This window comes from Tunicatimonas pelagia, assembly GCF_030506325.1.
In the GTDB taxonomy this organism is placed as follows: domain Bacteria; phylum Bacteroidota; class Bacteroidia; order Cytophagales; family Cyclobacteriaceae; genus Tunicatimonas; species Tunicatimonas pelagia.
Map to the genome: position 1 here is coordinate 4,535,835 of NZ_CP120683.1, position 13,387 is coordinate 4,549,221.

General features: G+C 44.7%; 8 protein-coding genes. 2 read left to right on the forward strand and 6 right to left on the reverse strand.

Annotated elements, in window-relative coordinates; genetic code table 11:
* Positions 1–1,107 carry a hypothetical protein gene (locus P0M28_RS19475; RefSeq protein WP_302204395.1) on the reverse strand — a complete coding sequence of 369 codons (1,107 nt, stop codon included), beginning with the start codon at positions 1,105–1,107 and terminating at the stop codon, positions 1–3.
* A 371-nt stretch (positions 1,108–1,478) separates the two neighbouring features.
* On the opposite strand from P0M28_RS19475, the gene P0M28_RS19480 reads away from it, so the two are divergent.
* Together P0M28_RS19480 and P0M28_RS19485 are read left to right on the forward strand one after the other, a co-directional pair.
* Complete coding sequence (locus tag P0M28_RS19480; protein WP_302204396.1) at positions 1,479–2,024, forward strand: DUF2911 domain-containing protein; 546 nt, start codon at positions 1,479–1,481, stop codon at positions 2,022–2,024.
* A 146-nt stretch (positions 2,025–2,170) separates the two neighbouring features.
* Positions 2,171–3,454: a hypothetical protein gene (locus P0M28_RS19485; RefSeq protein ID WP_302204397.1), complete on the forward strand. Its 1,284-nt coding sequence runs from the start codon at positions 2,171–2,173 to the stop codon at positions 3,452–3,454.
* Here the strand turns inward: P0M28_RS19485 and P0M28_RS19490 are convergent.
* The 5 genes from P0M28_RS19490 to P0M28_RS19510 all read right to left on the reverse strand — a co-directional run bounded on the left by P0M28_RS19490 (position 3,433) and on the right by P0M28_RS19510 (position 12,974).
* Entirely contained in the window at positions 3,433–4,248 is an 816-nt protein-coding gene (locus P0M28_RS19490; RefSeq protein ID WP_302204398.1) for a hypothetical protein, read from the reverse strand. The genes P0M28_RS19485 and P0M28_RS19490 overlap by 22 nt on opposite strands.
* Positions 4,249–4,516: 268 nt before the next feature.
* Positions 4,517–7,036 carry a response regulator gene (locus tag P0M28_RS19495; protein WP_302204400.1) on the reverse strand — a complete coding sequence of 840 codons (2,520 nt, stop codon included), beginning with the start codon at positions 7,034–7,036 and terminating at the stop codon, positions 4,517–4,519.
* Between the two features lie 489 nt (positions 7,037–7,525).
* Positions 7,526–9,466, reverse strand: coding sequence for a molecular chaperone DnaK (gene dnaK, locus P0M28_RS19500; RefSeq protein WP_302204401.1), 1,941 nt, complete (start codon positions 9,464–9,466; stop codon positions 7,526–7,528).
* Between the two features lie 530 nt (positions 9,467–9,996).
* A complete protein-coding gene (locus tag P0M28_RS19505; RefSeq protein WP_302204402.1) occupies positions 9,997–11,580 on the reverse strand; it encodes an arylsulfatase in 1,584 nt (527 codons plus the stop codon).
* Entirely contained in the window at positions 11,577–12,974 is a 1,398-nt protein-coding gene (locus P0M28_RS19510) for a sulfatase family protein (protein WP_302204403.1), read from the reverse strand. Before P0M28_RS19510 ends, P0M28_RS19505 begins: the two co-directional genes overlap by 4 nt.
* Positions 12,975–13,387: the final 413 nt, after the last annotated feature.

Genomic DNA, 13,387 nt, shown 5'->3' on the forward strand with positions numbered 1-13,387 from the left:
TTACTCAGCTATAGAAATATTCTCTGATGAAGGAAAACGAGCGCGAACTCCCCATCCGCCGAAATTCTCCGTTACAGCAAACCAGACTTCATTGTTCCCTTTGTTAAGTGGCAAATAGACAGTATCAAAGTAGCCAATGGTGCCTAGGTAGCGATAATCACGGGAGCGGAAGTTGCGCTGACCGCCGTAGACTGCTTTACCGTTTACAAACACTGTCACCATATCAGAATAGCCAATAAGTAGGGGTTTTATCTGCTTTTGGTCAGCATCTACCGTAAATTTAGCCACAACCGTATTGGTTTCTTCGGCCACTGCACTCACCTGCCCCAGATTTACCGTACCTGATGACTCGCTCATCAGTGTTCGCCAATTTAGTCTGCTCTTGAAACCTTTGGATAGCTCAGTCTGATTTTCAAGCTGTTTACTACCAAAAGCATTAGAAACTTCCCACTGCATCACGGTGCCTTCTTTCGCTGCCGGAAACGATTGGGGAGCACTCTTGATGGGTGGATTTTCCACCGACTGAAAGCTGAAATTGGCGAAGTAAGCCTCCTTTCCTCCGGTGTAAATTCCCATAAACCCAGCTTCAGCCTTTCGTTTTAGATCAAAAGCGTGCAGCACTGGCACATTCATATTATCGATGTAGACTTCCATTTGCTGGTCAGCAATAACTAACTTTACGTGCATCCATTCCTGGAAACGGTAGAAGTGAGGAGTGCCGTGGCCTTCTCCGTAGTACAGTTGCCAGCCAGCCATTCCGTTATAAACCGGAGTATACTGCATAGCATCGGGATTACCCGACTGATGCGCTCGCATATAGTATTCTTCGTAATTCTCCTGGTCTTGCATCCGGAACATTGCCCCTACAAAACCTCGTTCGCTATTAAAGGCGATGTCATATTCAATGATTCCATTCTTAAGTGATACATCAGACAGGTAAGCTCGACCGTTAGTCAGCTTTACTGCTGATTGCCCTTTATATTCTTCCAGGGTGTGCTCGCCAGAGAACTCCCAACGATCGGAGGAAAAGGCAACTACTTCGGGTGATTGGGCAAAGGCTAAAGTTGTAGCAAAAACGAATAGGTTAAGAAATACAGAAATTTTCATATTGGTAAATTAGATGACATTCCGATAAACTTCTAAGGCTCGTGACGACACGAACCTTGGGGTAAATAATTATCAGAATAAGGTTTATTGAAATGATTAAAAACACTGCTTACTACACGAACGAAGGCAGTAGAAAGCTGTGTTTTGCCTTGTTCAAGTTGGTGCAAAGCGGTGCAAGTTGCTACAAGACCATTACGAGCTTGTCAATAAATTCAGTCTGATCGTCAGACTTTACAAAAGGTTTAAAAACGAAGTCAAGTGGCTCAATAGTCAAATGTAGAGCAAGTTGCACCAACTTGAACGAGTATGAACAACTGTTTTCTGGTGGGCTACGTTACCTTACTCATGTTTCACATTCTAAACTTTTTATTATGAACCATTTCGCACAATCTATTCTCACCTTATTTATCGCGGTAGTAACTACCTTGCCCGCTTTAGCGCAGGATGATAAAGCCAACCGACCTAGCCCTCCCGCTCAAGCGGAAGCAACGGTAGACGGCACAACCGTTATTATTGACTACAGCCAACCTTCGGTGAAGGGACGCGAGATATTTGGCGGGCTAGAACCCTACGGAAAAGTATGGCGCACCGGAGCTAACGAAGCCACTACGTTCGAGGTAAGCAGTGATGTAACCATCGAAGGTCAGGCTTTACCCAAGGGAAAGTACGCTTTGTTTACTATTCCCCAGGAAAATGAAGACTGGACAGTTATCTTTAATAAGACAGCTGAACAGTGGGGGGCTTATGACTACGATGAATCTCAAGATGCTCTTCGAGTGCAAGTAAGTCCCGAGAAATCTGAGTCAATGACCGAGAAAATGACATTTGATATTGCTGAGTCAGGTGAAGTAACTTTCATGTGGGCCGATACTAAACTTTCTTTTGACGTAGCCAGTGCCGGACAGGCGAGTAACTAGTTTACGATAAAGCTTTTTTGAAATTTATCCATTGAGTAGACATAGAGGTAAATTTTACCTCTATGCTATTTATGGGGAGAGGAAGCCTTCAATCTTTATCACAGAATAGGTAAAAAGTCGTTATCTTCGTGATACAGCCAAGCATCATGGAGGCGACTAATAAAGAAACAACGCAGATAGAACTTCTCAAGCAAATCATTGAAAATGAGGTTGCCTGGGGCAATAGTCAGGAGTGGACGCACCAGGACTTTGAGCAACTTAGTGAGCGCATCTGGCAGAAAACCCAAACCAAGCTAAGTGCTACCACCCTGAAGCGGTTGTGGGGCAAGGTGAGCTACCAAAGTCAGCCTACCACTAATACCCTGAATGCTCTAGCCCAGTTTGCTGGTTACGAGCACTGGCGCGATTTTGTGGGAAGCCAATCTTACGTTTCTAGTACTACTGAACAAGAACTCCCGAAGCTAAAAGCGACATCTCCGACGATCAGCAAAAAGCTGGCTATCTTACTGCTGATTCCGATTTTAGTGTTGCTGTTACTGGGGTTTAATCGATGGGTTAACCGTCCGCTAGAGATTGATGCTTCAAAGGTTACCTTTTCCAGTGAACCGGTTACAAAAGGGCTGCCTAATACGGTGATTTTTCACTACGATGTATCTCAGTTACCTTTTGATAATATAGAAATTCAGCAATCATGGGATACCAGATTGCGCCGAGCCGTGAGCAACCAAGATAGTGTCTTCACGACTACTTACTATTATCCGGGCTACTTCCGGGCTAAGCTGTTGGTAGAAGAGCAAATCGTACAAGAACATGATGTGTACGTAACGACTGATGGCTGGCTTGCCCTGATTGGGGGCGAAACTATCCCACATTATCTAACTGATGATATTAAGCAAGATGGCATACTTTCGGTATCGCCGGAGTATTTGCAACGAGAGAATCTGCTTAATCAAGAAGAGGCTTCTCACTTAGCTTATTATAATGTTCAAGACTTCGGAGAAGTGTCTTCGGCTAATTTTACGTTGGAAACAGCTATCAAAAGTGATTATAATCTCAGGGAAGCCGTATGTCAGGAAAGTCAGGTGTCCGTGCTTTGTGCGAAAGGGCGCATTGCTATTCCTTGGTCAGTACCTGGTTGTGTAGGAAAGCTTTATTTGGCTGCCAGCGAACAATTCCTTGACGGACAGGCGGCGGATTTATCAGCTTTTGGTTGCGACCTTTCCGAGTGGCAGCATATCCGCCTAACCGTTGAGCAACAACAACTGTCGGTATACCGCAACGAACAATTAATTTTTCAGACTACCCTTGAAGAAGATGCCGGAAAAGTAGCCGGAATCCGATATCGATTTCAAGGAGCTGGATCAATAGATTACGTTCGACTACTGGATGAAAATCAATCAGTAGTGTTTCAGGATGATTTCAGCAACTGAAATTCTTCCAGGTTGGAGAACGTACCTTCGGGAATAGTTTCTATCACTTCTATATCCGTAATATCTCGCTCACCCCGGTCGCCGGAAAGCATGAGTGAGCCGTGGTTTTTGTATTCAGCCCAGGGAGTCATAAAGCGGGGAGTATCCATTTCTACGGTAGGGTAGAATGCCCACTGAGTCACCATATAATCGTTAGGGTCAACGTACACCTGATACTTATTTTGCGGGGTAACTCCTACGCCTTCAAAGCGTAGTTCCAGCACCTCCGCCATATCACCTCCCTGAATAGTATCTTCGCCAACATAAGTCAGGGTAACCCCAGAGTCTTTCAATTTGAAGGGCATAAACAACCAGTAGCTATCGTTAATCCAGATACTTTTTCCCTGTTCTACGTACTTGGCTAGTGAATCAGCGTTAGTAATCTCTTCGCCGCCCATCGCCACTTTTCCCTGATCAGAATTTACGTTGATCAGATAAATAGCTGAGTCGCGCGGTACTTCAATTCGTACATCGCCCGACTGTTTGTCCCACAATAGGGTGCGGATATCGAAGAAGTTCCAGCTTACGTACTGGGTAGTATCCCAGGCTTTACGGCCTCCCATCGCCTGCATTACGCTATCGGCGATTGCCATTGCTTTCTCATCAGAAGCTGCTTCATTGAAACCTTCAGCCGGAGGGTTCGCATAAGCCACCCCTGCGCCGTCTATTTCAGTAGCTTGGTCTTCAGCAGTTGATCCTGGCTGGCAGGCAGTAAATAAAAAGGGAGCTAGCAAAAAGGCGATAATTCGGGGCATAGGTGTAGTGGTTTTTGTCTAAAGGTATTGTTGGAAGAGAGCTCAGTAGTTAAACCGTTCTGGTACAAATGTACAATATATGCAACTGGGTGCTAACGTACATGTTTAAATTTTCACTTCTATTGAAGATGAATATTGGAAGTGCGCGTATTGTTTGGCAGATTTCAGAGAAGGAGATGTTTTTGCCAATTATGTTAGAGACTAGAAAAGCTGCCCCAACAACAGAGGCAGCTTTACAAGAATACGTAGCAAAAGGTTTGTTTCTTCTCTACTCTTGAGACGTAAGATGGTTTTTGTGATCTTGCATGGTCGTAACCAGCCCGTCGATGTACTCAATTGATTCGGTAGTGGACTTTCGGATTTCGTCTACAAATTGGTTAACCTCAATTTCATCTACCGAATCTTGATCCAGGGCTTCTTTTAGTCCGGTAAGATGCGTATGTAACTCTTGGTTGCCTACCATCTTGATAGAGGGCAGCAGCTTGTGTGTGAGACGACGCAATTCGTATACATCTTTCTGGCTGGCTGAATTAGCCACTTGCTCGGTTAGTAACTGAAAGCTTCGTCGCAGTGAGTCTAATAAGTTAGTTACAAATTTAACATCATCATTATACTGATCGATTAGGCGGTGTAGTTGCACCATATCATCTTCTTCCTCATTAGGAACGAAGGGAACCTCTTTCGAGGAGATGAGTCCCATATTGAGGGCAATTTTATAGTGCAGCTCATCAGGGTTGAATGGTTTGGATAAGTAATCACTCATACCGCATTCTTTCACCCGATCTTTTACTCCCTGCACTACGTCAGCGGTAAGTGCTATGATAGGTAAATTCTCATAATCGCCCCCTAAATTTCGAATGGCCGAAGCAGCATCGCAACCGCTCATGATTGGCATTTGTAAATCCATCAAAATGATGTCGAAGGTCGTTTGCTGTACTTTCTCCAATGCTTGCTTACCGTGCTCCGCAGTAGTTACCTGAATGCCCACCTTCTGTAGGAAACTGGTAGCAACCATTCGGTTAGAAGGATTGTCTTCTACCAGCAAAAGATTAATTCCTTTGAGCTTTTCAATATCGATTTTCTGCCTCGCTTGCTGCGATTCTTTCGTGATTTTAGCGTTGTGCTCGTAAGTAAGTATAAAACTAAAACTGCTGCCAAACCCTTCTTTGCTTCTCACTGACAGCTCACCCTTCTGTATAGCAACCAAGCGTTTGCAAATAGTTAGTCCGAGTCCAGTTCCTCCAAACTTACGAGTAGTATCATCTGCGCCTTGGGTATAATCCTGAAAAATAGATTTAATCCGATCTGCCGGAATACCGATACCAGTATCTCGTATATCGAACTTAATCTTACATTTATCTTTTTTCTTGCTAAGCAGCTCAGTATGAACCGAAACAAAACCCCGTTCAGTAAATTTGATCGCATTACCAACTAGGTTGTTAAGAATTTGGGTAAGTCGTACTTCGTCACCAAGCACATACTCAGGAATGGCATCATCCCAATCGGAACGAATGCTGATATTTTTCTCTTCAGCCCTAAACTTAAAAGCTTTGATAATGCCTTCAGTTACTTCGCGTGGGCTAAAGTTAATTTTTTCTAACTTGATTTTACCAGCCTCAATTTTAGCAAAATCGAGAATATCGTTGATAATTACCAGCAGGTGGTTAGCCGAGAATTGCAGGCTCTTCATGTATTCTAACTGATCCTCTCGGGGGCTTTCATCCATTAAGAGGCGCGTCATGTTAACTACCACATTGAGTGGTGTCCGAATTTCGTGACTCATTGTAGAGAGAAAGTCTTGCTTGGCTAGTGCAGCTCGCTCAGCTTTTTCTTTATCGCGGCGCAGCCTACTGGCTATTCTAACGTGATCGGTCATATCGAAGCAGACCAGTGAATAACCCACCGACTCTCCTCTCTCATTGGCTAGAGTGGCGGCACTAACGTGAACGGGGAATGTTTTACCATCGCGATGCCGCATTGTCATCTCACCTTCCCAGTGTTTGTTCTGAATGAAATCCTGATGATGAGCCTCATTGATAAGTTTTCCACTTTTTGGCAGTAATAGTTCGGTGGTTTTCTTTCCTAAGGCCTCCTCTTTTTTCCAACCAAATAAGTGCTCGGCATACTGGTTCCAGTAAACGATTCTGCGGTTAGCATCTGCCGCAATAATGCTACTATCGAGCTGGTTTAGCATAGATGCCTGAAAGTTAGCTTGCTCTTGTGCTCTCTGGCGGTCGCGTGCTTCGCACTTGAGCTGCAATAGCGTATTTTCTAAGTCTTTAGTGCGGTTTTTTACCAGCACTTCCAGATTATCTTTGTGCAACTGAAGTTCCTGCTCAGCGCGTTCTCTTTCTTTGATTTGTTTCTGAAGTTCGTTATTAGCTTTTTTTAGGCTGGAAGTAGATGGGGTGTTTAGTAGCTTAGGAATGAGGGGCCAGATAGCGATGGCGGTAGCCAACGAAATAACTGCGTTTATTGCTTTCAGCCAACCCGATATTCGGTATGCTGGTTGCCAAGTGGCATATACTTCCATGAAGTGAGTGACCCCGCAGGATAGAATAAATGCGATAAATAACCAAAACACCGGTTTAGCTTTCCAAACGTCTTGGCGCTTTTCCATTAACATAAAAATAGCGAACGGAATTACGAAATAAGAAGCGCCAGATATGGCATCGGATAGGGTGTGTAACCAGAGTATATCAGGTTGCCAGAAATAGTAATGCCCGTGGGGCATAAATCCATCACCGCTTAGCCAGCTTCCTAATATAGTTCGAATTGTATTTATCATGCTCAAAGACATATTTTATCTTAGACCCACCTAACGCTTTAGGTAGTAGGTTTGGTGGAGTAGTTTATATTATCCTTATGTTAGAAAAAAGGTTAATACGTAGGTTATTCGGGTTATTACTATCAAGTTTCTTAACGAAGGAATCAATTATCTTACGTAAGCAATTTTGTTTTCTTATACTATTTCTTACGTTTAATGGTGTCAGCTAGTAGTACTTTAACATGTGTTAGTTTATAAAAGATTAGCATAAATTTTTAATAAAATAGTGAATATATATTGTACAGACTTCTCTTAAATATATATGGTAAGCTACACATGGATGAGAAGAAAAAGATACGTAAATCAACTATTTTATTACATGGTAGCGAAATAATGAAAAACCGTAGAATTGTAGCTAAGAGAAAGTATTAAGCTATGGAAAAACCACACTGTACAACAACAAAAAAAGGCTCCAATTGGAGCCTTTTTAAAATTAAAAGAGGATAAAAGCTACTGCTTGTCTTTATCATCTACTTCTTCGTATTCTACATCAGATACGTCGGCATCGCTGGTAGCATCGGTGCTACCTTGCTGATCGTTGGCTGTCGCTGATTCAGCTCCTCCTGCACCCGCAGCATCAGCACCCGCTGCTTGATACATCTCCTGAGAAGCATTTTGCCAAGCGGCATTCAGCTTTTCCATTGCTGCATCAATACCACTCACATCTTGTGCTTGGTGGGCAGTTTTCAGTTCGGCTAGTGCATCTTCGATAGGCTTTTTATTCCCTTCGGATAGCTTGTCACCGTACTCGCTCAACTGCTTTTCTGTTTGAAAGACCAGCGAATCTGCTGCGTTGATCTTCTCAATCTTTTCCCGTTCTTGCTTGTCAGTTTCAGCGTTAGCTTCCGCTTCCTTACGCATTTTTTCAATCTCTTCATCGGTAAGTCCGGAAGAAGCCTCGATACGGATTTTCTGCTCTTTGCCAGTACCTTTATCTTTGGCTGATACGTTCATGATACCGTTGGCATCAATATCGAAAGTTACCTCAATTTGGGGTACGCCTCGCGGTGCTGGTGGTATGTCTGACAAATGGAAACGGCCGATAGTACGATTGTCTTTGGCCATTGGCCGCTCACCTTGCAGCACGTGAATCTCTACCGATGGCTGATTATCCGAAGCCGTTGAGAATGTTTCTGACTTCTTAGTAGGAATAGTCGTGTTAGACTCAATCAGCTTGGTGAATACTCCACCCATAGTCTCAATACCTAATGATAGCGGAGTTACATCAAGTAATAATACATCTTTTACATCTCCACTGAATACGCCACCTTGGATCGCTGCACCTACTGCTACTACCTCGTCAGGATTTACACCCTTGGAGGGCTTTTTGCCGAAGAACTTCTCAGCTTCTTCCTGAATTTTAGGGATACGAGTAGAACCTCCTACTAGAATCACTTCATTAATTTCTGATGCAGATATTCCGGCATCTTTCAGTGCTTGTTTGCAAGGCTCTAACGTTCTCTGTACTAAGTCATCTACTAATTGCTCAAACTTTGCGCGACTCAGGCTACGTACTAAGTGCTTGGGAATACCATCTACTGGCATAATGTACGGCAGATTGATTTCGGTGCTGGTAGCACTGGAAAGCTCAATCTTGGCTTTTTCAGCAGCTTCTTTCAATCGCTGCAAGGCCATTGGATCTTTTCGGAGATCAATGTTATTTTCCTTTTCAAACTCGTCAGCTAGCCAGTTAATAATACGAGCATCAAAATCGTCTCCCCCCAGATGAACGTCACCGTTGGTAGACTTTACTTCGAATACTCCGTCGCCTAATTCAAGAACCGAAACATCAAATGTTCCACCTCCCAAGTCATAAACCACAATGGTCATGTCCTGGTTTTTCTTGTCAAGACCGTAAGCTAATGCCGCCGCAGTAGGCTCGTTGATAATTCGCTTTACGTCTAGTCCGGCAATCTGGCCAGCTTCCTTAGTGGCTTGTCGTTCGGCATCGTTAAAGTAGGCCGGTACTGTAACTACTGCCTCGTTAATAGTTGTTCCCAGGTAATCTTCTGCCGTTGATTTCATCTTCTGAAGAATCATTGCCGAAAGCTCCTGCGGAGTGTACAGTCGGTCGCCAATCTTTACGCGAACCGTGTCGTTATTTCCTTTTTCTATCTGGTAAGAGATATTTTTCATCTCTTCCGAGACTTCTGAATGTTTCTTACCCATGAACCGCTTCACCGAGCTAATAGTGTTTTGCGGATTCGTGATTGCTTGTCGTTTAGCAGGGCTACCCACTTTTCGCTCACCATTGCCGTTATCTAAAAAGGCTACGATGGAAGGGGTTGTCCGACCACCTTCACTATTGGGAATGACGACGGGTTCGTTACCCTCCATCACTGCCACACAAGAGTTGGTGGTTCCTAAGTCTATACCTATTACTTTTCCCATAAATATATTTTATAAAGTTGGAGTTTTAGTTCATCAGTTCTATAGTATCAATGGGTATGCCAAGCCATCGTGCTATGACAGATTGTCAGAATACTCGAGTGTGTGCTGGCGACTGTCGCGCGGTGTTAGTGTGTTAAAGTGTTATGGTGTTTAGGTGTTTTTGTTTATGAGTTCTGGGTTTTGAGTTTGAAAATAATGAACACAAACACTAAAGCTATTTAAAGTTTTAAGACCTACTGCGTGATTGTATTGCGTGGAATGAACCCTGCGTGGAACGCCCCATATAGACGAATGCTCGTTTTTAGTAGAGGGTATTCCGATAAACTTCCAAGGTTCGTGACGTCACGAAACTGGGGGCAGATAATTATCAGAACAAGGTTGCGTGCTGATTGTAGCGAAGGTGTACCGAACGCGATACAATCGCGCTCTAGCATTGCATCAACCGGCTGAAAATGAGGTAGTGCTGGTAAAACAAATTTCAAAACGTTAAATCACTTCACTGTAACACATCGCACCATAACACTTTTTCTCTAATGACTGGTTAATTCTTCCCAGGTAACAACCCCAACCCGATCTGCCCAGTTCTGCCACTTTTGGGCTAATTCTTCAGCACGTTCAGGGTATCGCTCGGCGAGGTTCTGCGTTTCGGAACGATCGGCGTCCATATCATATAGTTCCCAATCTTTGGTGGAGCCAGGGGCGGCTAGTTTCCAATCACCATCCCGGATAGCCCGGTTGCCCATGTGTTCCCAAAACAGAGGATGACTACGATTGATAGAATCACCTTGGATAACTGGAACGAGGCTAACGCCTTCGGTAGGTTTTATTTTCTGATTTTGATACTGCTGAGGGTAGTCGGTTTGGGCTAAATCTGCGCAGGTAGCCATCAAATCAATGACGTGACCTAGCTGTCGGTCGATGCGCGGTTGTTTTATCTGGCGAGGATAGTGCAGGATGAACGGAGTAGCGATACCCCCCTCGTGTACCCAACTTTTGTACAGTCGGAAGGGTACGTTACTAACGTTAGCCCAGGAGGCAGTGTAGGAAGTCCAACTAAAGCGCGAACCGATGGCTGCCGTATCGGCCGGGCTAGGATTACGGTCAATATATTCTTGGGTGGCACCATTGTCGGACAAAAACATAACAACCGTGTTTTCTAACTCACCCAGCTCTTCAAGCTTATTAATAATATTACCAATGCCTTGATCCATCACGTCAACTTGAGCCGCGTAAACAGCCATTTTCAAGTCCATTGTATCCTGTTGCGCTGGAGTCAAATTATCCCATTTCCACACCAGACTATCCGGTAGCGACATAGCTAGATTTTCGGGAATAATGCCTAGTTCCTGGGCGCGCTGGTAACGCTGCTGTCGGATTTTCTCGAAGCCTGCCCGGTACTTACCTCGGTATTTAGCAACCGCCGAATCAGGGGCCATCAGTGGAAAGTGGGGAGCAATGTGAGCCACGTACAAGAAGAATGGATTAGGCGAGTCGCGCTGTTCTTCTAGAAACTTTACGGCGTAGTCGTTGAAGGCAACGGTAGAATAAAAGTTAGCACTATCTAATTCTACCTCTGTGCTGTCCAGCACTACAAACCGGCCTACCCGGTTGTTAAATGGATAATAATACATTCCACCTCCTTGGGGAATTCCGTAAAACCGATCAAAGCCACGCTGAAGCGGCCAGTATTCCCGGGCACTGCCTACGTGCCACTTTCCCGTCATGAGTGTGGAGTAACCTGCCTCTTTCAGTACTTCAGCAATAGTCACGCACTGTTGGTTGAGGTAACCCTGATAAGCTGGAATCCCCATATTGCCCACCATATGCCCAATACCCGCCTGATGCTGATATAATCCGGTAAGTAACGAAGCTCGGGTAGGGCAGCACCGCCCGGTATTGTAGAACTGGGTCATAATTAACCCGTTGTCAGCCAAACGATCAATATTAGGCGTGTTGATCTCCGAGCCGAAGCAGCCCAAATCAGTGTAACCCATATCGTCAGCCATAATAATGACAATGTTTGGTCTCTCTCCTTCATTGGCTTCGAGGGAGGATGGTGTTTGACAGGCCAGTAAGCTCAGCAGACCAAGGGCGGAAATAACCCGGGCAATCATTGGCTGCTTCCGTACTTTTCTTTAAGGTAATGATGATGACTGTTATCCGACCCCGGCTTAAAGCGATGGGTTTCGCGGGTTTCGCCTAGCTCTTCCTTAAACTGTTCAATATCTTGCTGCATCTGCGCGACCATCTCAGGATGCTCATCGGCCAAATTGGTTTGCTCGCCCCGGTCTTCAGCCAAATTGAATAGCAGTATGCCGTGGGGTTCTTCGCCCGCATAAGTATACCGTCCGTTGTAGGGTTTTTCCATAGGTAGCTTGATTTTCCAGTCGCCTTTACGGTACGCAGCGATCTTGCCAGTTTGATGAGAGTAGTACATGAACTGATCGCCTCCTCGCTCTTCGCCTTCCAGCAACACCGGGGCAATATTCTCTCCGTCAATAGGTCGATCATTAGGTACCGAGGCTCCGGTAATGGCCGCAAAGGTCGGAAACCAATCCATCATATTATGCATACCATCAATCGTTTGGTTGGGTTCTACTTGCGCCTTCCACTGCATTACGCAGGGAACGCGCATTCCGCCCTCAAAGGTTGTCTGTTTTCCGGCTCTAAGTGGCCCAGCCGAACCACCGTGCTCAATCATGGTAAGCCAAGGGCCGTTGTCGCTAGAAACTACTACAATGGTATTTTCATCTACTCCTACCTCCTGTAACTTTTTCAGCACTTCTCCTACGCTCCAGTCCAGTTCCTGAATCACATCGCCGTACAAGCCTCGATCCGAAGAATCTTCAAACTGCTCGGAGGCGTAGATGGGCACGTGAGGCATGGAGTGCGGAATGTACAGAAAGAAAGGCTCATCCTGATGATCGTCAATAAACTGCACAGCTTTTTCAGTGTAGGTTTGGGTAGTGTAGTGCTGGTCTACATCTTCTTCTACCAGTTTGTTGCCTTCCAGATACACCACCGCGCTCATGTCATTGCTATACGGAATACCAAAATAGTAATCGAAGCCACGTTGCAAGGGTAAATATTGCTGGCGGTGGCCTAGATGCCACTTGCCTACCACACCAGTAGCGTAGCCAACGCTTTTCAGCATATCGGCCATTGTGACTTCGGTGGTGTCCATACCTGTCCAGCTAGTGGGAAAAAAAACGCCGTGAATCCCATCCCGAGCCGGATAGCGTCCCGTCATGAGTCCGTAGCGAGAGGGACTACATACGGGTGAGACTGAATAAAATTCGCTGAACTTAATGCCGTTCCGGGCAATCTGATCCATGTTGGGGGTTTTGATATCTTCCGCGCCATAGCAGCCGACATCGCCGTAGCCCATGTCATCGGCGTAGATAAAAACAATGTTGGGCAAATCGGTAGACTGTTGGGCGTAGCCAGCGAAGGTAAAGACAGATAGAAGAACTGCCAGGTAGTGCCGTATGAAGTTAGGTGTTGTCATAGATTTTATTGTTACGGGTAGTGTGTTTCTTGAAGTTTATCAGTCAGGTAATAGCGATCAAAATATCAAAACTTTTTAATAATCGCTACAAAGAATCAGTTTATGGCTCTTATTGCTTTAGACGGTTGAATAATTGACAATGGATAGTTGATAATAGAAAAAGAAGGGTGGGTGAAAAAACGGAGTCGGAAAACCGACGTTGAAAGATAGTGAATAGTGGACTGACAATCATTCATTACATTATCAGGTCTCAGTTTTTTGTTGCCAGATGGTGGTCAATAAAGATCAGTGCTTCTGCGTTGGATGTAATATCAAATAGAGATAACTTGCCAATTGAAAATTATACTGCATTGGTGGGGTTTAAAAAATGTTAATTGCTAGCGTATCGTGTAGCTTTTCAGTAATTTAGATGT

Bases quoted from the DNA above. Each gene is read 5' to 3' on its own strand.
- P0M28_RS19475 (WP_302204395.1), bottom strand. From the start codon at position 1,107: ATGAAAATTTCTGTATTTCTTAACCTATTCGTTTTTGCTACAACTTTA.
- P0M28_RS19480 (WP_302204396.1), top strand. From the start codon at position 1,479: ATGAACCATTTCGCACAATCTATTCTCACCTTATTTATCGCGGTAGTA.
- P0M28_RS19485 (WP_302204397.1), top strand. From the start codon at position 2,171: ATGGAGGCGACTAATAAAGAAACAACGCAGATAGAACTTCTCAAGCAA.
- P0M28_RS19490 (WP_302204398.1), bottom strand. From the start codon at position 4,248: ATGCCCCGAATTATCGCCTTTTTGCTAGCTCCCTTTTTATTTACTGCC.
- P0M28_RS19495 (WP_302204400.1), bottom strand. From the start codon at position 7,036: ATGATAAATACAATTCGAACTATATTAGGAAGCTGGCTAAGCGGTGAT.
- dnaK (WP_302204401.1), bottom strand. From the start codon at position 9,466: ATGGGAAAAGTAATAGGTATAGACTTAGGAACCACCAACTCTTGTGTG.
- P0M28_RS19505 (WP_302204402.1), bottom strand. From the start codon at position 11,580: ATGATTGCCCGGGTTATTTCCGCCCTTGGTCTGCTGAGCTTACTGGCC.
- P0M28_RS19510 (WP_302204403.1), bottom strand. From the start codon at position 12,974: ATGACAACACCTAACTTCATACGGCACTACCTGGCAGTTCTTCTATCT.